We start from the raw sequence: 20,468 nt of genomic DNA on the forward strand, positions 1-20,468 counted from the left end.
AACCTCATGATGTTTCCTTATTTTGCATGAATTATGTTGATTTAGAGATAATATCTGAATGATAGCTTAAATAGTGAGGTGGTACCGAATGGAGATAAAGAGTTATGAATTGGTACGTGATCAAGACCATTTAACTTTGGTCGTCTATCTTGATCCTCAATTGGAGGAATTTGGGTTTGAGTTTGGACGTACCCCTAAGCAAAAGGACAATTTACAAGGACAAATTCAGAATTTAATCATGGAAAAGTTCCCTGCCATTAGTATTAAGACGGCGAAAGTGATGGTGGGAGGCTTCCTTGTCACGACCATTTACTTGGGGACACCAGCTTCAATATCCCATGCACAAACCACCACTCCTCAAGTGAGTCAGTCTGAACAATATGATGTATATGTGGTTCAGTCCGGGGATACTCTTTATCAAGTGGCGAAACGCTTCAATGTCTCCGTCACTTCGATTAAAACCGTAAATGGATTAACATCTGATTTACTATTCGTCGGACAGGTCTTAAAGCTGCCTTATTATACATATACCGTTGTATCGGGTGATACCCTGTATCTGATTTCTAAAAAATTCAATATCACAGCTGATCAAATTCGTTCTTATAATCTGCTCTCGAGCAATACAATTTTTATCGGTCAAAAACTTAAAATTCCCAGAGACACCGTGCCAACCACCACTGACACCTCTGCCCCTCCAGTAGTCAATAATGTCAGTACAGGGACCTACACGGTTGTGGCTGGTGACACCTTATATAGCATTGCAAGAAAACTGAATACTTCTGTGGATGCACTTAAAACAGTAAACAATTTATCCACAAATTCTTTATCCATTGGGCAAGTATTAAAAATTCCTGAGCAGCCGATTACCACGGCACCTGCTCCGACAGTGCCTCCGACCGTAACGGAGCCGACACCAGCACCGGTACCCGAGACAACAACGCCTAGCCCAACTGCACCTACAACTACTTATAGCGTTGTTTCAGGTGACACATTAACACTTATAGCTAAAAAATATAATACCACCGTTACCCTAATTAAGCAGTTGAACCAGTTGACAACAGATGCCATCTATGTCGGTCAGAGGCTTACGGTTCCTGCCATTACTACAGTCAACCAAACGGATACAATCGCACCTGTTGTTCCATCTCTGAATTCACCTGCGACAATGACAACAAAAAATCAAGCTAATTTCTCGATATCCGGTTCAACTGAAGCCAATGCGCTTGTTAGTATTCACATAACAGATGGAGCCAATAATCCGCTCACACTTGAAACAAAAGCTGACGCTACAGGAAATTTCAAAGCGATTATCGATGCTTCCAAGCTAACCGATGGAAATATCATTGTAACCACTTCCGCCACAGACGCAGCAGGAAATCGCAGCGCTGATAGTCGATTAATTATCAAAAAAGACACGAGTTCTCCAGCGCCAGTCATGGATAATAAAAAACCAGTATCCATCGATAATGTGAAGAATTATACCCTTTTTGGTTTGGCAGAGCCTGGTGCCCAAGTAGAAATAACGATAGCCGATGGGGTAAATCCCAACATCGTAACGACCACAACAGCAAATGAAACGGGAGAATATCAAACAAATGCGGACTTACGGGCTCTCAATGACGGAACATTAACTATCACTTCACGCGCCATTGATCAGTATGGTAACAGCAGTGCAATCGTGCAAACGACAGTGACGAAGGCAACAAGCCTTGGTGCACCTGTGATCGAAAATACGAAGCAAATTAATAGCCAAACAGCAAATAATTACACAATTTTTGGAAGAGCTCATCCTAATTCAACGGTTGAACTCATCATCTCTGATGGAAATAACCAAAAAGTTCAGGCAACAGCTACAGCTGATTCTAACGGGCAATTCCAAGTAAATCTTGACCTCAGCAGTTTACAAGATTCTGCCTTGACGTTTACGACCAAGCAAACGAGTTTAACCGGAATTAGCAGTCAAACGGGGACAACAACGATTGTGAAGGATACGATTGCACCAAGTGCACCAATTTTAAATAATAACAACTTTATCAATCAGACAAACCAAAACACTTTTTTACTTACAGGCAGAGGTGAGCCCAATACACAAATAAAAATTAAAGTAACGAATGCCAATGGCAGCATTAAGGAGGTTAGTGAGCGGGTTTCAGCCAGTGGCTCATACAGCATCCCGCTAGACCTTTCCGGCTTTAATGATGGAGATATTCGTTTTGAATTAACTCAAATTGATTTGGCGGGAAATGAAAGTTCCTTATCGATAAAAACTCTACTGAAGGATACAGTCGGTCCTTCCATACTTGAAGTTGGCAAGCTCCCTGTCGTATATAGCGGAAACGTCAGCCACTATACGCTTGGCGGCACGGCTGAACCGCAAGTAACACTCGATATCACTTTATCAGATGGAATTTCGAAAATAACTAAAACGGTCACGACAGATGCAAATGGCGACTTTAGTCAGCCTTTCGATTTGAGCAACTTAAAAGATGGAGATATTAAGGCCACATTTTATGCAACCGATACGGCTGGAAATAGGAACGAACTGCAGCCAATTACGATCAGCAAGGATACTGCCGCACCTATTAACACGGTAATTACAATGGCACCTTTTGTGAATAGCCTGAATCAAAATAAGTTTGCAATAACAGGTACAAGTGAGGAAAATGATTCTAATGTTAAGATTGAGATTAGTGATGGGACCACCACCATTACAAAAACAACAACTGTTAGTAACCAAACATTTCATTCGGAGGTTGATTTAGCAAGCTTAAAAGATGGGCCGCTTACGATTAAACTGATCCAAACAGACCTGGCAGGAAACACGGGGGTCATACACGCTTCTACCGTTCAAAAAGATACCATTGTGCAAGATCCAGTTGTTTCAAAAAACGGGTTCAGCATTGAAAATCAGCAGCAAGTTTTTACGGCAATGGGTACTGCTGAACCATCGGCAACCGTAAAGGTATCGATCATGGACTTGAATGGCATTGAACTTCTTTCTACATCCGCAACTGCCGATTCGAAGGGATTTTATTCACTTAAGATTATCGTGGATGAAGCTACTCTCTCGAAAGTAGCCAATGCCTCCGTTACCCAGACAGATCCAGCTGGGAATATCAGCAAATCAACTTCTGTCAATCTGTACAGCCATCAAGTGACTAGTGGTGAAACTCTTTATGCCATTGCCAAGCGTTACAATACGACGGTTGATGCTATAAAGGCCCTGAATCATTTGAGTTCGGATCTCATTAAGCCAGATCAAATTCTACGTTTACCTGTAAGTGCAAGTGAAGTCGTTAATCTTGGTTATATGTATTTTGGCAATACCAGCGAATATATTAACCAGGTGAATGCAACAAATAACGCATTAAACATTGTGGCGCCCAGCTACTTTGATATTAATAAAGATGGTACTTTAAAGCTCACCTATAACATTGATCCAAATTTTATAGCGGCAATGCATCAAAAAGGCGTGCGAGTTGTTCCTTTTTTAAGCAACCATTGGGATCGCGAGGTCGGCCGAGCGATGTTGGCCAATAAAGAACTTGCTGCCCAGCAAATTGCCGATGCGATTGCCCGATATAACCTAGATGGGGTCAATGTTGATATTGAAAATGTTACCGATGCGGACCGCGAAAATTATACGGAGTTTGTCCGATTATTAAGGGAGAAGATCCCCGCAACAAAAGAAGTTTCCGTTGCAGTCGCCGCAAACCCGAATGGCTGGACAGCCGGCTGGCATGGTTCCTATGATTATACAGCCTTAGCTAAATATGCGGATTATTTAATGATTATGAGCTATGACGAGAGCTATACCGGCGGAGAAGCAGGTGCCGTTGCCAGTTTACCTTGGGTAGAAAAATCTATTCAATATGCGATCAGCAAGAATGTTCCTACCGAGAAAATCGTCATGGGTATCGCTCATTATGGTCGCTATTGGATGGAAGGCGCCTCTTATGGCGGCTTGGGAATATCGAATTGGCAGGTGGAAGACCTCATTACCAAATATAATGGAACCGTCGTCTTTGACGAAAAGACTAAATCGCCGAAAGCCATTGTGACGATAAAAGAGGGAGACCCCAAAACGGTTATCAATGGTACAACGTTGGCTCCTGGCACGTACACCATCTGGTTTGAAAATGAAGAATCCATCCAGGAAAAACTGGCATTGGTCAGTAAATATAACATTCGCGGCGTAGGGAACTGGAGCATAGGTCAAGAAATGGATGTTTGGGACAGTTATACAGCTATGCTACCAAATACGGTGCCCATTACGGTGCCAGTTTCTACGGAACCAGCTGCTCCACCTGTTTCACAAACTTATACTAACTATACCGTGGTATCGGGGGATAGTTTATGGGCAATCGCTGCGAGGAACAATACCACCGTCAGTGCCATCAAAGAATTGAACCAATTAAGTTCAGATGCCCTCTATATCGGGCAAATATTAAAATTACCGACCGCTAGCGGATCGACTGTAACAACAACACCGACTACTACGACTACGACTACGACTACGACTCCCAGCAAAACAATTAGCTACACGGTCGTTGCAGGTGATTCCCTATCTGCCATTGCCAAGCGTTATAACACGATAGTAACCGCAATAAAAACAGCAAATAATTTAACAACAGATACCATTTATATTGGACAAGTGTTAAAGATTCCTGGGGCATAAATATTCCCAACCAAAAAGGATAGATCTCAGTCTATCCTTTTTTCATTGATTCATTTTATTTAATAAACTCTCTTTGCTCCAACATAATATTTTCCCCAATAGGAATCATTCACGGAATAGACAGCAATTCCTTTTGAATTGGTTGCAGAAACAAATTGATTATTCCCCATGTAAAAACCTACATGTGATATCGTTCCGGTCGTATTAACGGCAAAGAAAACTAAATCGCCAGGTTGTAAGTGAGCGCGATCAATCGCCTTCCCTGTTTGGTACAGCCCAGCAGACGTATTTCGGTCCATATTAACTCCATGCTGGTTGAACATATAATAAACAAATCCAGAGCAATCAAATCCAGAAGGTGTCGTTCCGCCCCACTTATATGGAACACCTAAATACTTTGTCGTATCGTTGACCAATGCTTTCTTTGTAATCGCATGATCAATCGCTGTACTCGTCGCAGCATCGACGTTTCCAGTAACGGGGAGACTATACGCCGCTTGAAAGCTACTCACCGCCTGTCTTGTCGGATCATCGTAACTGCCGGTCATCGTGGGAACGTCATAATAACCGAGTGTTTGCAGTTTTTGTTGGGTTTTAACAATATCTGCATTAACAGTTGGCGCGGGAGGTGCCTCAACTCTTGTTGTTCCACCGGGTATCGTTAAAGTCTGTCCCACTGCAATCGTATTACTCGTTAATTGATTCGCCAGTTTAAGCTGGTCAACCGACAGATTATGTTTCCTTGCAATCCCCCATAAAGTATCCCCTGACTGCACCATATAACTGCCACTCTCAGTGGTCTGGGCAGGTTGTGGCTGTGGTGCAGGTGCGGGTGAGGAGGTATTATCACCTGCAGTTGGTATCGTTAACACTTGGCCGATGCTTAATAAATCGGAAGATAATTGATTGCTGCTCCTTAATGCATCGACACTCGTTCCGAAACGTTTCGCAATAGCATACAAATTGTCACCCGAAACTACGGTGTATTTAGTCGCTTGCGTTGAAGTGGAAGGTGCTGACGTGGTTGTTTCGACTGCCTGTCCCCCGATTATAGTTGGGATGATTAACGTTTGACCGATACGTGTTTCATCTGATGTTAATCCGTTCGCTTCTTTAATCGCATTCACTGTCGTTCCATATTTTTTGGCCAAAACGGTTAAATAATCACCTGCCGCCACAGTATGAATCGCTTTCGGAACAATCAATCTTTGATTAATGCTTAATACATCTGAGGTCAGATGATTGGCTCTTTTAATATTATCAACAGTCGCATTATATTTTTGGGAGATATTCCATAGCGTATCACCTGCACCAACATGGTAATAGATGGAATCCGTGTGTGCAACCTGTGAGGTCGTTGTCCCAGCTGCTTCTGCCTTAGAGGCATTCCCTCCGATTAAATTAAGCGAGGTAAGAGCCATACCTCCGACCATTACTTTTACCATCGTTATTTTTAAATTAGGATACTTCTCATTAATCAATTGTTTTGTTCTTGTCATGATGTCTTCATTTGGTTTAGATATTGTCCCTAATTCATTAGAGAACTCCGTTATTTGATCATTTAAGTGAACGATAATCTCGTATTCATCATTTCCAGATGATAATTTTTTCAGTTCATGCCTTTGAAAATACTCCATATGTATATTCCCTCCATTTCCGTATACTCTAATTTAGTATTCACAACGGAAACAGAAAAAATTATAAAAGACCGCCCCCACTTATGTGTGAAGACGGCATTTGGTTTAGATCATTATTTTGCAAAGATCATTGGTAAATTCTACTGGATCTTGGATTGGTAATCCTTCAATCAATAGGGCTTGGTTATATAATAATTTTGTATATAAAGCGAACTTGTCCTTATCGCTTTGATAGGCATCCTTCAACGATTCGAACACTTCATGGTTAGCATTAATCTCTAACACTTTTTCCGCTTTAATATTTTGATTATCCGGCATCGCCGCTAAGATTTTTTCCATCTCAATCGTTACTTCCCCATCCGTTGATAAACATACAGGGTGAGATTTCAATCGTTTGGAGGATCTAACATCCTTCACTTTGTCTGAAAGGATTTCCTTCATGCTGGCAAAAAGCTCTTTATTTTCCTCGGAATCAGCATCCTTTTGATTTTCATCTGCTTCAATTCCAAGGTCGCCGCTTGCAACTGATTTGAATTCTTTTTCCTTATAGGACATCAACATTCTGATCGCAAACTCATCAATTTCATCTGTGAAATAAAGAATTTCATAGCCTTTTTCAGATACGAGTTCTGTTTGCGGGAGCTTATCGATTCTTTCAACGGATTCACCTGAAGCATAATAAATATATTTCTGATCTTCCGGCATTCTAGATACATATTCATCTAATGTTACAAGTTTCTTTTCCTTTGATGAATAGAACATTAATAGGTCCTGTAATACTTCTTTATTGGAACCAAAATCACTATAAACGCCGTATTTCAACTGTCTGCCAAAGGATTGATAGAATTCTTCATACTTTTCACGTTCATTTTTTAATAAACTTTGCAGTTCACTTTTAATCTTTTTATTAATGTTTTTCGCAATGAGCTTCAATTGGCGGTCATGCTGCAGCATTTCACGTGAAATATTGAGTGATAAGTCCTCAGAATCGACCATACCTTTGACAAAGCTAAAGTAGTCTGGAAGCAAATCGGAGCACTTGTTCATGATCAAGACACCATTGGAGTATAGCTCTAGCCCTTTTTCAAATTCCTTTGAATAGTAGTCAAATGGCATTTTTTCAGGGATATAGAGAATGGCATTATATCTAATCGTTCCATCGACACTAATATGAATATGCTTGAGCGGCTTGTCGAAACCGTAATGCTTTTCTGCGTAGAATTTCTCGTAATCTTCCGTTGTTAGCTCACTTTTATTTTTTCTCCAAATCGGAACCATGCTGTTGATCGTTTGTTCTTCCACATAGTCCTCGAATTCATTTTCGCTGCCTTCTTTCGGTCTGCTGCTGGAGAGATCCATTTTAATTGGATAGCGGATAAAGTCAGAGTATTTCTTAATGATTGACTTTAAACGATACTCTTCTAAAAACTCATCATAATTATCATCTTCTGTGTTTTCTTTAATGGTTAAAATAATTTCCGTACCAATCGATTCTTTTTCAACGGGCTCAATTGTGTACCCTTCTGCTCCCGTAGATTCCCACTTATACGCTTCATCACTGCCTAAAGCTTTACTGATAACCGTTACGACATCGGCAACCATAAAGGCGGCATAAAAGCCAACACCAAATTGCCCAATAATATCGTAGCCATCCTTTAATTCCGTTTCCTTTTTAAAGGCTAATGAACCACTTTTGGCAATCGTTCCAAGATTGGTCTCAAGCTCTTCTTTCGTCATCCCAATCCCAGTATCGATAATCTTCAAGATGCGTTTTTCCTTATTGGGCACCACTTTTATGTAGTAGCTTTCCTTGTCAAAATTTAATGCTTCATCGGTTAAAGCTTTGTAATAAATTTTATCAATCGCATCGCTGGCATTTGAGAGTAACTCTCTTAAAAATACCTCCCGATGGGTATAAATCGAGTTAATCATCATTTCGAGAAGTCTTTTTGATTCCGCTTTGAACTGCTTCTTACCCATTTGAATCTCTCCTAACTAAATTTTTTCTCATTAGCACTCTACTAACCAGAGTGCTAATCCCACCATTTTTAAATATCATAAAAATCAATCTACTGTCAATAGGAAAAGCGGAAGCGCCTTGCCCAGGGGCGACAGGCATAAGACGAGCCGGCGAGAAGGTTGCTTTTTGACCTTCTTGTCGGATCGGCTTATGACCCCGAGCCCCTAGGCGCTGCAGCTAGACAATAAATTAGCGACACATTTTTATGTGCCGCTTTCCAAAATCTATTTTTGACTTTGAAACACCAATTGTAAACCTAATCCAATATAGATTGTTCCCACTACTTTTCCCTGCCAACGTGACATCCTGCCGTTCTTTGGAAAAAGCTTATCTCCAATCGAACTGGTAAGAAAGGCTAACAAAGTTGTGTATAGGATGCTCATTAATACAAAAATGAGGCCGAGCGTTAACAGTTGATAGACCACAGGAGCGCCATTCGGCTGAACAAATTGCGGCAGAAAGGCCAAGAAAAAGAGTGCTGTTTTTGGATTAAGCAACTCAATTAATAAAGCTTGTCGAAAAGAGACAGTAGAGTTCTCTTTCTTTTCAGGAGCCTTCTCCGGCTGTTTTTTCGTTTTTTCCAGTAAGGCTTTTATGCCTAGAAAAATTAAGTAAGCCGCTCCCAAGTACTTGACTAGTTCAAAGGCTAGGGCCGAGGTCATTAAAATAGCCGAAAGGCCGAGAACCGCGGCAATCGTATGAATAAGATCACCAACTGCGATGCCTATACCCGTAATAATCCCTGCCTTTAATCCCCCTTTAACCGTTTGCGTCAATGTTAATAAGACGGCGGGACCTGGGATCAAGAATAATACTAAAACAACTAAAACAAATGCCCACATAATCCTCTCTCCTATTATTTAGTATTACCCTCATCTTATCATAATTTTCAAATTATTTTCCCAAAAAAGAGACCGACAAATTATTTTTGCCGGTCTTCTGAATGTATTTCTTTTATAGCATTATCCTCTGGGCGTTCAACAAGATGTTTAAGAATTGAAAGCTTGTTTTCCCAGAATTTCTCGTAAAAGGACAACCATTGCTTTAATTCAGTTAATGGTTCAGGATGAAGCTGAAAAATTTTTTCTCTGCCTACCTTCCGGCCACTAACAAGCTCTGCTTCCGATAGAACCTGAAGATGTTTCGCAATGGCCGTGCGGCTGATTGAAAAATGGGATGTGATTTCCGAAATCGGTAATTCCTTTTCCGCAAGCAGCCTTAGGACTTCTCTTCGAGTGGGGTCAGCAATCGCTTGAAACACATCATGCTTTTGCGCTGGTGACGTCACTTACTGCTCCAAATGCATACGAAGTTTTTCAAGGATACCCGTCCAACCGCCAGACATTCTGTCACGGATAACAGAAGCTTTTTCGCCTGCTTTACCCACGATTTCATCTGCTGGTTTCCAGCCGCCGTGAATAAGCGTAAACTCGGTTTTATCACCTAACTCTTTTAAAATAAACGATACAAACCAGCCCTCTGTATCCCAAGTAAAGGAAAGTCCATTTGGAGGATCGATTTCAGTTACTTTACATGGTGATGGACCAAACGGTGATTGTAAGTGGAATTCATGTCCAACCTCTAGCTGGAAATCATTGGGCATAAACCAAGCAGCAATCCCCTCTGACGTTGATACTTGCTCCCATACCTTTTGAATCGGTGCGTCAAAAACAACGGTTTGTTTAATATCCTGCAATGTATTTTCCATTAAGTAACCCAACTTTCTTAAATTAATATAAAACCTTTTGGTTTCACTTACAGAAGTATATAACACCATTTGGTTTCATGTCAACAAAAACTACCATCCCTTAATTTGCCCAATTCAAAAAAAATGACCCTCTTGACGGGAATATCAATTGTCTTTATTTCGGTAATCGAAAAAATTTCTTTGCTTTTTATAACGATGTTGTATAATAGAAACATTATAAATTGAATTGCCAGCTAACAACGAGCAGTAGAAAGAAGTGAAGTACTTGGCAAAAAAACAAAAATACCAGATTTATATGTTACTAGTTTTCGTCATGCTCGCCTGGGGGTTGAATGTTACCGCAACCAAGATCATTGTTTCAGCCTTTACCCCGATAACGATAACGTCTCTTAGAGTTTTTACCGCTGCGGTCAGCGTTTTTATCATTCTTTTCTTTTTGAAAAAAATAAGAATTCCTACCAAAAAAGAGTTCGGCTATATTTTGATAGCCAGCATTTTAAATGTTGTCTGTCACCATTACTTTTTATCAATCGGATTGTCGAAAACCTCTGCCTCAAATGGCGGACTTATTTTAGGGCTTGGTCCGATTTTAACAACCACCGTTGCCTTTTTCCTTTTAAAAAATAGGGTTTCATTTATCCAAATCATCGGAATTATTTTGGGCTTGGTGGGCGTTTCCTTTATCGTCGTACTGGGGAATGGCGGTATTAGTGGCATTTCCATAGGCGATATCTATGTATTCCTTTCTATCTTTACCCAAGCCTTCAGCTTCGTGATGATAAAAAAAATCTCGAAAACTTTGGACCCACGCTTAATGACGGGATATATGATGCTTTTTGGTTCCGCTATTCTATTTATCATCAGCTTAATCCAAGAGCCACAAGGATTAAGTTTGGTTTCAAGCGGAAACCTAGATGTTTGGATGATTTTTCTTGCCTCAGCCGTTATTGCCACAGCAATCGGACATATGATTTACAATGATGCAATTGGCAAAGTAGGCGTGACGGAGGCCGCTATTTTCATAAATTTGAGTCCCTTCTTTTCTTTAGTGGGAGCCGTTATCTTCCTTAATGAAAGGATTACGATGTCACAACTGATTGGCTTTCTCTTTATCTTAAGTGGTGTCATCCTTGGTTCAGGTGCTTTAGAAGAGTATCTCAGCCAAACGAAGCGGAAAAGAAATATTCCTTATAATATAAAAAATTCCCATTAAAGCAGTGGATAAATCCACTGCTTTTTCACATTCACCCATTGTTAAACTTCCTATATCCCTTTACGTCTAAAGTCTTAGTTAAAATAAATCTCAAGTGCATTGGTTGTTTATAGCATTTGGTTTATCATGGAAATATAAGAAATGGAGGGAAGGATTCATATGAAGAGGATTGTAGTACTCCTATTGATCATTACGGGGTTATATATCATTTTTAACCAATCATTTCATTTTGGCGGGTTTGCCTACGCTGGTAGCAAGGATGAAAGTGCTACGGTTTCAAACCAGACTGACACGATTAAAATTGAAGTCGGAGCCGTACGGACAGTCGTTATTCCGGAAGATCGTGATGATGTGAGAGCCGTTCTTACTGGAAAAGGAAATGTAACAGTGAAAGAAACGGGTGACACAGTCGAGGTAAAAACCAAAAATCGTTGGTTTAATTGGTTCTCTTTTTCAGGAAAAAGGGAGCTAAAGATTTATGTACCTGAGGACTATAACAAAGACATGGAGATCAATATCGGCTCAGGCAGTTTAGACTTTTCTGGTGAAGCAATGAAATTGGAGACTTTATCAGTCGATATCGGTTCAGGAGATGTGAAACTAACGAATTTCGAAGTCAATGAATTTAATCATGATGTATCATCCGGGGATGTTGAAATTGATACATTAACAACCAAAATGGGGAATATTGACTTGAGTTCAGGAAAACTTAAAATTGACCATTATTCTGGTGCCCTTGATGCGGATGTTTCATCTGGAGAGTTAACAGTACAAATGGATCAGTTAACGAATTCCATTGAGCTTGATGTTAGCTCAGGTGAAGTCAACCTTGATTTGCCAGATGACGCTGATTTCGAATTAGATGCAGATGTTAGCAGCGGTGATATCAAGAGTGAATTCCCTTTAACATCGAAAGGTACGGCTAAAGAAGGTCTAAATGGCACACACGGATCTGGCAAGTATAAAATAGATGTCTCAGTTTCTAGCGGCGATGTTCACATTTTTTAAGCACTTGGATTTCCAAGTGCTTTTTCTGTCCTATTCCATACTTCTCCGACCACTCTCTCCATTCCTCCTCGTAACAATAAACGCCCTTGTTGAAGAAGACACTTGGGCAGCGTATACTCTTGTTTCACTAACAAATGCAAACATTGCAGTACCAACAGCAAGATGTAAAACTGCCCACGAGATTTCAAGTGTAGTTAGAATAACCGCTATCCCTATCGCTAATTGCAATAATACTGTTAACGAGCATAGAAGCAAACGTCTTTGAAGACCACTCCCCGATTTTTTCTCAAAAGCCCAGTACGTAAGAAGCAAAATATATATGGCCGTTGCCATCGCCAATCCACGATGAATCGTTTGCATAATTTCCGGAATACTCATTGGGAGGAATGATTGTCTGCATCCTAGCCAACCGCATGCTAATCCATACGTTTGGTGCTTTATATACGCACCAAATCCTAATGTTAGGGTGACTAAAACCAAGGTAATATTTAGGTGCTTTATGAGTGGAGTACTTTGTTGCCTATTGATATTCGTTTCTTCCACGTTCCTCCATATCCAAATGATCGTGGCTAGAAAGAACATGGCAATCAATAGATGAATGGTAATGATTAAGGAAGGCAAGTCCCAAATAACAACGATGGCACCAAAAAGGATTTGAATCGTGAGTAAAAAAAGCATTAAAAAGGCAGCAGTTCGATTGGAGTATTTGGCTTTAGATTGGAGCATTTTGAGAAATAACAAGAAGGTCAATAGCCCAAGGAGCGCTCCGATTACGCGGTGCATAAATTCGATTAATGTAGTGCCTTCTAATTCAGGAATAACCGCTCCATTACACAAAGGCCATTCCGGTCCGCAGCCCATCCCCGAATTAGATGAAGCCACATAGCCGCCAAATACAATTAAAAAATAGGTAAGTAAAATCGTTAAGAAAGATAAACGTTTAATCGTCAACTTGCACCCTCCAGTTATTAGAATTTTTAGAATCTAAATACAATTTAGCAGAAGTGGACAAGCATTTCGGTGATATGAATCACGTTTCTCTATCATGTAACCAAAATCGTTCTTTTTTCATACCGTATATTGCCCTGTGTTTTTACTATGGAAGGAGAGTAACGATGTATTTTTATCACAGCCCATATCCATATTATCCTTCGCCCCCTGTCTACCCAGGTTATTACGTAAACCAACCAATCCACAGACAATATCCACCGGTAGATGTGAAAATATTCATGCAATCCATCAAATCGTACCGTCTGCTAATGGATCAAGGAAGTATATTGTTAGACCGATTAAGTGATGAAGGCTTTGACATCAAAATCATGACTGCTGCTCAGCAAGGAAAAAAAGAGGAGGTAGACACCTTAATTAAGTCCATCGGGTTAAGGGTGCCTGTCACCACAAAATATACACCCTCTGGAATTACCTTTGAGCTTTCTGCACACCCTGAGCAAAACAACCCATTTAGTTGCTGCATGTTAACAGTACACATGAAATGGGGTAAATAAAAAGAGGAGGGAAATCTATTCCCCCTCTTCCTTAATTTACCTCAACACTATTAAATAAAAATTCTTCAAGTTCCTCCGCAGATAATGGCTTACTATAGTAATAGCCCTGACCAATTCGACAGGCATTTTCCGTCAAGAATTTTACCTGCTCCTCTGATTCAATTCCTTCAGCAATGACGGTAAATTTCAAATTGAGCCCCATATCAATAATCGTTTTTACCATCATCCCCTGGTTGGAATGATAAAGAATATCGTCAACAAAGGATTTATCAATCTTAATTTTATCAATCGGCAAATGCTTTAAATAACTTAACGAGGAATAACCTGTTCCAAAATCATCAACGGATAAAAGAACTCCCAAGTCCTTTAGCTGATTAAGGATGTTCGTAGAATTCTCAAGATTTTGCATTAGACTTTCGGTAATTTCCAGCTCTAAATACTTGGCATCTAATCCAATTTCCTCGAGCATATCTTTAATAAACACAAGAATCTGCTCATCCTGAAATTGCCTTACCGAGACATTAACGGCGATTGGAAACTCGGCATAGCCTGCATCCAACCAGGCTTTTCTCTTTTTACAGGCTTCCTGCAATATCCATTTTCCCAGCGGGACAATTAAGCCTGTTTCTTCTGCCAGCGGGATAAATTCTGAAGGCGGAATAAAACCATATTCCGGATGATTCCAGCGGATTAACGCTTCGACTCCAACTATTTTCCCCGTTACTAAATCAAGTTGAGGCTGATAATGGAGCATCAGCTGATTCTGCTCTAACGCCCTTCTTAAGCGGTTTTCCATTTCCATTTTCCGTGTTGAAATACCATAAAGATTTTTCGAATAAAATTGAAAATTATTCTTTCCCCGCTCTTTTGCTTCATACATTGCTGTGTCAGCATTCTTGATAAGGGTTTCCTCATCCGATCCATCCGTTGGATAAATACTGATCCCGATACTAGTGGTAACAAAAAACTCATCATCATTCACTACAAAGGGCGTGACAAATTCTTGGAGAATTCGCTTCCCCACCTGTGAGACTTTTTCTGAATCAATATCTTCTAGGAGGATCGTAAACTCATCGCCGCCTTGGCGTGAGACAAGCCCATCACTTTGAACAGCATTCTCTAGTCTTCCAGCCACTTTTTGAAGAATGATATCTCCAACGGAGTGCCCTTTCGTATCATTGATAATTTTGAACCGATCCAAATCTAGAAAAAGAATAGCATGCATTTCATTTTTTTGCTGAAGCAGTACTTCGTTCAAATGGTCCCTAAATTGATTGCGATTTGGCAATCCTGTTAGCGTATCATAGTAGGCCATAAATTTAATCGTTTGCTCTGCCTTTTTCCGCTGCGTGATGTCCTTACCAACCACTTGTATCGCAAACCGGCCATCATAAAGAATCGGTCTGGCCGCCATTTCGACATCGATACTCTCCCCATCAAGCCTACGCACCTGAAACTCAAAGCTTAGCCGGTCGTAGTCAGTTTTCTCAGACGAGAAAGTCCTAGCTTTAATGAGTTCGGATAAATGTAACGGAATATACTCGGTTACTGGTTGACCCATGATTTTTTCCGGATCTTCTGAACCCAAGAGTTTGCAGCCTGCTTTGTTTATGTACTCAATTTTCCCTTGATAAACCACGGCAACGATATCCGGAGACATCTCAACTAAATTATGATAAAGATCTTCACTCTCTTTGCGGTCCGTAATATCAAATAAAACACTATTAAAATCAACAAGATCCCCTTTTTCGTCAATCGTAGGAATCCCACGATCGAGAATCCAGCGGACTTCGCCTCCAGGTCGAACAATTCTATATTGACTGGTAACTGTTTTTCCCTCATTCAGTTCTTGCGCTCTTTCCTCGATTACATCTAAATCCTCTGGATAGATCACTTTTTTCCATAGCATATTGTCCTCATAGAAATTTTCAAGCTTGTAACCATAAAGCTTCTCGATACCAGGGGTGATTAACAACTTCTCCGATTTGAGCTCATGAGACCAAATCGCAACATCGAGTGTATCGAAAATGTTTTGTAATTTCTCCTGATTTTTATGGTATTCCTCTGATTTTTTATCAAACTCTTTAATAATATAGAAAAGCAAACCGAAGGCCGCGAAATAAACGACGAAAGTTGAATACTTTACTAGATTTGATGTATGAAAAAGGTTGCTAAAAAAAATATCTATGAAAGGAAAGATTCCAAAAAAACTAAATACGAGAACTAAGTAAAACTTATATTTATTACCTCGTTTAATCATTACCGTGTCCTCCACTACCCTTGTAAAATGCAGATTTTCCTAGTTTAAAAATAGCAAATAATAAGTTGGTTCACAATCTATTTATTTTCTAGATTCCTATTTATGCCGCATTAACGGGCAGTAAGACCCCAACTGATTGAAGTTTCACTTTATATAAGTGTCATATAGGAGTAAAATAAGTCGTATGCTTTTTAGTAACTTTCTAGAAATAAGGTGTATAGATTGGAACAAACTGATAATAAATTTCAGGAGCAATCCCTTTTCAGCATTACCTGGCCACTTTTCATTGAGCTGGCGCTTCACATGGGTGTAGGGATTATCGCTACCTTAATGTTAAGTCATTATTCCGATGCTGCTGCTGCAGGCGTTGGGGTCGCAAATCAACTGCTAAACATTTTTATCTTAATTTTTAGTGTAACGTCGATTGGGGCTACGGTATTAATCAGCCAAAATCTTGGTGCAGGGGAGCAAAAGCGTGCCAGACAGTTAACACGATCTGTCTTTGGCTTAAATTTTTGGTTTGGAATTGTTGTTGCCATTTTTATTTTTTTCTTTGGTGACCTCCTGCTTGGAATGTTCGATATCGATGGAAAAGTATATGAATATGGCCTCATCTTTACCCGTATTTGCGGGATTTCCCTCTTCTTTGAATCATTAGCACTCGCTTTAAGTGCCGTCCTTCGCAGTTACGGATATACGAAGGAATCGATGGTTGTTACTGTATTTATGAATTTAATCAGTCTTGGAGGATATATCATTGCTACGATGGGGTTATTAGGTATCCCGATTACCGGAGTAACAGGGGTATCCTGGGCCATTGTTGTCGCCCGTGCGTATGCCGTATTCGCTCTTGTTTATTTAGTTTATAACCGCTTATCTTTAAAAATCGTCTTAGAAGACGTTATTAAAGTATCAAAAGACGATATCAAAGCCCTGCTTTCAATTGGAATCCCATCAGCTGGAGAAAACCTATCCTACCAATTATCACAATTGGTGATTACGAGTTTTGTAGTTTCCCTCGGTACAGCATCCTTGGCTGCCCGCGTCTATATTTTGAACATCAATATGCTGTGTTTTCTATTCACGGTAGCGATCGCCCAAGGTACTCAGCTTCTTGTCGCACGTTATATTGGGGGAAAACAGTATGATCGGGCATTAAAGCGGGGGATCCGGACTTTAAAATTTTCGATGGCGGCTTCTACCATTGCCTCTTTAGCCATCGCTTCTGGAGGCACACCGATTTTGAAATTATTTACAGAAAACCCTGAAATCGTTGCCATTGGACTTCCAGTCTTATGGGCCATTGTTTTCGTGGAACCAGGGAGAGCGATGAATATCGTTTTGATGAATTCCTTAAAGTCTGCAGGTGATGTTCGCTTTCCAGTTGTCATCGGAATCATCTCGATGTGGGGAATCGCTGTTTCCCTCAGCTATATTTTGGGTGTTCATTATGAATTAGGCTTACTTGGCATTTGGATTGCATCAGGTGCAGATGAATGGCTCCGCGGCTGCTTCGCCTTAAGACGCTGGTTAATGAAACCATGGGAACGAATAAGAAAAGTGGGTATAGCTTAAGAACAAAAAGCGCAAGCGCCTTGGTAGGGGCTTATGACCCGAGCTCCTAGGCGCTTGCGCTGGATTCAGATAGCTTCACAAAATTATCCACACTAATATTTTTTATCTTTTCTATTAGTTTCTTGGATCAACATAATCAGGATAATCAGTTATTATTCCATCCACATTCATATTTAATAAAAATTCAGCTGCTTCGTGACTACGAACCGTCCACGATTGAATTTTCATCCCGAGATTGTGAACTCGATTGACTAATTCCTCCGTTACGATCCCATAGCTTGGATTAAAATAATCAGCATATGTTGAGAATTCTTTTAATGCTTCTTCAGATGTATGTGTTAGGCTCGAGGTAAGAACACCAATCGGCACCTTCGGCAACAGGTTATTTGTTATTTTCATGGATTCGAAATTAAAGGATTGAATGATAATTTTTTCATTTTGCGGTTTATCCAAGTTTCGTTCTATTAATTTTTGAGCAACCTGTGCCTCAATTCCAGGATAAAGCTCTGGTGCCTTTAACTCTATTAAAATACCAACCTTCCCATGATAACGATCAAGAATTTCATCGAAAGTAGGGATTTGTTCCCCTTTGAATTGTTCCCCCTTCCAGCTCCCTGCATCCAAACTTCTGATCTCGTCAAAAGTTAAATCTTTCACTTTTCCGGTACCATCCGTTGTTCTGTCAACAGTTGTATCATGGATGATCACCAATTCCCCATCCTCACTTCTTTGAACATCAATTTCAATAAAATCTGCTTTCATTTCTACTCCCTTATCAAAAGCAGCAATCGTGTTTTCTGGCGCATATCCTGAAGCCCCACGGTGAGCGACATTATCTACTTTTCGTAACTCCCCGGTTGTTTCTGCAGCAAAGGCCTGTTGGAACGGGCTAAATAATAATGTAAATGCAAGGCCTGCTCCGAATAAAGTTGTTTTCTTCATTTTCTCTCATCTCCCTTTTATATGTACCTTACAAAATAAATTGTATAGCAGGAATATTGATCAATTATGTGTTTAGCATTTAGACTTCATTAAAATAGTGTAAATAAATTCAGGAAAAAATTCATACGAATATTTACAAATTCTCTTAAAATGAAAAAGCAAAGACAGATTAATCCATCTTTGCTCCTACTAATTCATTACTATTTTCGGTTCTGGTTATATTCTAATACCCACTATTCGTTTTTATTTTATTAAGTATACTCTTGTTTCATAAGGCTTTAAAGTGCACTCTTTCCGAAGTTTTTCATCCGCCACTTCATAGTTGTTTAGGACCAGTTCAGAGGAATTATAAAGAACATTGCCAGGAACTCTAAAACGAGTGGTTGCTTCACTAAAGTTATTAATAACAATGGCTTTTTTATTTCCTAATGATCGGGTGTAGACAAATAACTTTGGATGATTGGCTAGTAACAAATCATAATTTCCGTACACAAAAAGTGGATTGTCTTTACGCATTTGAATCAATTTTTTATAAAAAGATAAAATCGAGTCTGGGTCATATTTCTGGGCTTCTACATTAATTTCCTGATAATTGGGATTAATACCGAGCCAAGTCTTGTCCGCTGTTGTAAAGCCCGCCATGTTGCTTGCATCCCACTGCATTGGCGTTCGGGCACTGTCTCGGGATTGCTTCCAAATAATTGGCATGATTTCTTCATGAGAACGTCCTTTTGCCGTTTCTACATGATAGAAATTGACCATTCCGACATCATTATACTCTTCAATCGAAGGAAATTGAATATTGGTCATCCCAATTTCCTGGCCTTGATAAATATACGGTGTCCCCTTCATCAAGAAATACATCGCCCCAAGCATTTTTGCACTTTCTTTCCAATACTGCTTGTCATTCCCCCATCTGGAAACACCACGGGGCTGGTCATGATTTTCAATGAACAACGCATTCCAGCCCTTGCCGTCCAGCCCATGCTGCCATTTGGTTAAATTCTTTTTTAAGGCACGTACATCGACTCTGCCTTCCGCATTTTTATCCCAAAGGCCCAAAAATTCAAATTGAAAAATCATATTGAAATAGCCTTTATCTTCTCCAACCCACTTGTCAGCATCATCAATCCCAACACCATTGGCTTCCCCGACTGTCATCACATCATATTTTTTAAACGTTTTTTGGGAAAGCTCGGTTAACCAGTCATCAATTCCGTCCACATTCATCATATAAGGAAAACAGGACACATAATCCAAGTTATCTGGGTTTGGCATGTCTGGAAAGCCCGGTTTCTTTTTAATATGGGAAATCGCATCAACACGGAATCCATCTATTCCTTTATCAAGCCACCAGTTCACCATATCGTATAATGCCGTCCGAACCTCTGTGTTTTCCCAATTTAAATCAGGCTGACGTGCAGAGAAGATGTGCATAAAATATTGATCGGTTGCTTCATCATATTTCCAAGCAGAGCCGCTGAAAATCGATTCCCAGTTATTCGGTTCCTTGCCATCCTTTCCGTCCCGCCAAATGTACCAATCACGTTTTGGATTGTCTTTAGAGGAACGAGATTCAATAAACCAAGGGTGTTCATCACTGGTATGATTGATGACGAGATCCAGAATAAGTTTCATGCCCCGCTTATGAACTTCCTCTAGAAGTGCGTTAAAATCAGCCATTGTGCCAAACTCATCCATAATATCCTGATAATCTGAAATATCATAACCATTATCATCATTTGGAGATTTGAACATCGGCGAAAGCCAAATCACATCAATTCCTAAATCTTTTATGTAATCTAATTTCTCCGTAACCCCACTCAAATCGCCAATCCCATCACCATTGCTGTCCATAAAGCTACGTGGATAGACCTGATAGGCCACACTTTCCTTCCACCACTTTTTTTCCATAATAATCA

The 20,468-nt window shown here is 40.0% G+C and carries 14 protein-coding genes; 5 read left to right on the forward strand and 9 right to left on the reverse strand.

Annotation, left to right across the window (positions count from 1 at the left end; translation table 11 throughout):
* Window positions 1-88 precede the first annotated feature (88 nt).
* Window positions 89-4,678, forward strand: a complete 4,590-nt coding sequence (locus ACWM35_RS16945) for a LysM peptidoglycan-binding domain-containing protein (RefSeq protein ID WP_454820003.1) — start codon at window positions 89-91, stop codon at window positions 4,676-4,678.
* Window positions 4,679-4,737: 59 nt separating this feature from the next.
* On the opposite strand, the gene ACWM35_RS16950 is transcribed toward ACWM35_RS16945, so the two are convergent.
* The 5 genes from ACWM35_RS16950 to ACWM35_RS16970 form a co-directional block, all read right to left on the reverse strand.
* Complete coding sequence (locus ACWM35_RS16950; protein WP_454820005.1) at window positions 4,738-6,315, reverse strand: LysM peptidoglycan-binding domain-containing protein; 1,578 nt, start codon at window positions 6,313-6,315, stop codon at window positions 4,738-4,740.
* Window positions 6,316-6,420: 105 nt separating this feature from the next.
* Window positions 6,421-8,295 (reverse strand): molecular chaperone HtpG, encoded by a 1,875-nt coding sequence (htpG, locus tag ACWM35_RS16955; RefSeq protein ID WP_454820007.1) that lies wholly within the window; start codon window positions 8,293-8,295, stop codon window positions 6,421-6,423.
* Between the two features lie 264 nt (window positions 8,296-8,559).
* Window positions 8,560-9,177: a LysE family translocator gene (locus tag ACWM35_RS16960; RefSeq protein ID WP_454820009.1), complete on the reverse strand. Its 618-nt coding sequence runs from the start codon at window positions 9,175-9,177 to the stop codon at window positions 8,560-8,562.
* Window positions 9,178-9,257: 80 nt separating this feature from the next.
* Entirely contained in the window at window positions 9,258-9,623 is a 366-nt protein-coding gene (locus tag ACWM35_RS16965) for an ArsR/SmtB family transcription factor (RefSeq protein ID WP_454820010.1), read from the reverse strand.
* The gene (locus ACWM35_RS16970; protein ID WP_454820012.1) at window positions 9,624-10,043 is read right to left on the reverse strand and encodes an SRPBCC family protein; all 420 of its coding nucleotides are present in this window, start codon (window positions 10,041-10,043) and stop codon (window positions 9,624-9,626) included.
* Between the two features lie 256 nt (window positions 10,044-10,299).
* On the opposite strand from ACWM35_RS16970, the gene ACWM35_RS16975 reads away from it, so the two are divergent.
* Entirely contained in the window at window positions 10,300-11,256 is a 957-nt protein-coding gene (locus tag ACWM35_RS16975; protein WP_454820013.1) for a DMT family transporter, read from the forward strand.
* A gap of 159 nt (window positions 11,257-11,415) precedes the next feature.
* The gene (gene liaG, locus ACWM35_RS16980; RefSeq protein WP_454820015.1) at window positions 11,416-12,264 is read left to right on the forward strand and encodes a LiaG family protein; all 849 of its coding nucleotides are present in this window, start codon (window positions 11,416-11,418) and stop codon (window positions 12,262-12,264) included.
* 30 nt (window positions 12,265-12,294) lie between these two features.
* On the opposite strand, the gene ACWM35_RS16985 is transcribed toward liaG, so the two are convergent.
* Window positions 12,295-13,215, reverse strand: a complete 921-nt coding sequence (locus tag ACWM35_RS16985; RefSeq protein WP_454820017.1) for a COX15/CtaA family protein — start codon at window positions 13,213-13,215, stop codon at window positions 12,295-12,297.
* Window positions 13,216-13,379: 164 nt separating this feature from the next.
* Between ACWM35_RS16985 and ACWM35_RS16990 the strand changes: the two genes are divergently transcribed.
* Window positions 13,380-13,769, forward strand: a complete 390-nt coding sequence (locus tag ACWM35_RS16990) for a hypothetical protein (RefSeq protein WP_454820019.1) — start codon at window positions 13,380-13,382, stop codon at window positions 13,767-13,769.
* A gap of 31 nt (window positions 13,770-13,800) precedes the next feature.
* Here the strand turns inward: ACWM35_RS16990 and ACWM35_RS16995 are convergent, their stop codons facing one another.
* Entirely contained in the window at window positions 13,801-16,029 is a 2,229-nt protein-coding gene (locus tag ACWM35_RS16995) for an EAL domain-containing protein (RefSeq protein ID WP_454820020.1), read from the reverse strand.
* A gap of 222 nt (window positions 16,030-16,251) precedes the next feature.
* Between ACWM35_RS16995 and ACWM35_RS17000 the strand changes: the two genes are divergently transcribed.
* Window positions 16,252-17,604 (forward strand): MATE family efflux transporter, encoded by a 1,353-nt coding sequence (locus ACWM35_RS17000; protein ID WP_454820022.1) that lies wholly within the window; start codon window positions 16,252-16,254, stop codon window positions 17,602-17,604.
* A 114-nt stretch (window positions 17,605-17,718) separates the two neighbouring features.
* On the opposite strand, the gene ACWM35_RS17005 is transcribed toward ACWM35_RS17000, so the two are convergent.
* The gene (locus ACWM35_RS17005; RefSeq protein ID WP_454820024.1) at window positions 17,719-18,546 is read right to left on the reverse strand and encodes a glycerophosphodiester phosphodiesterase; all 828 of its coding nucleotides are present in this window, start codon (window positions 18,544-18,546) and stop codon (window positions 17,719-17,721) included.
* Between the two features lie 243 nt (window positions 18,547-18,789).
* A complete protein-coding gene (locus ACWM35_RS17010) occupies window positions 18,790-20,460 on the reverse strand; it encodes a glycoside hydrolase family 13 protein (RefSeq protein ID WP_454820025.1) in 1,671 nt (556 codons plus the stop codon).
* Window positions 20,461-20,468 lie beyond the last annotated feature (8 nt).

The organism is Neobacillus sp. K501 (genome assembly GCF_053749995.1).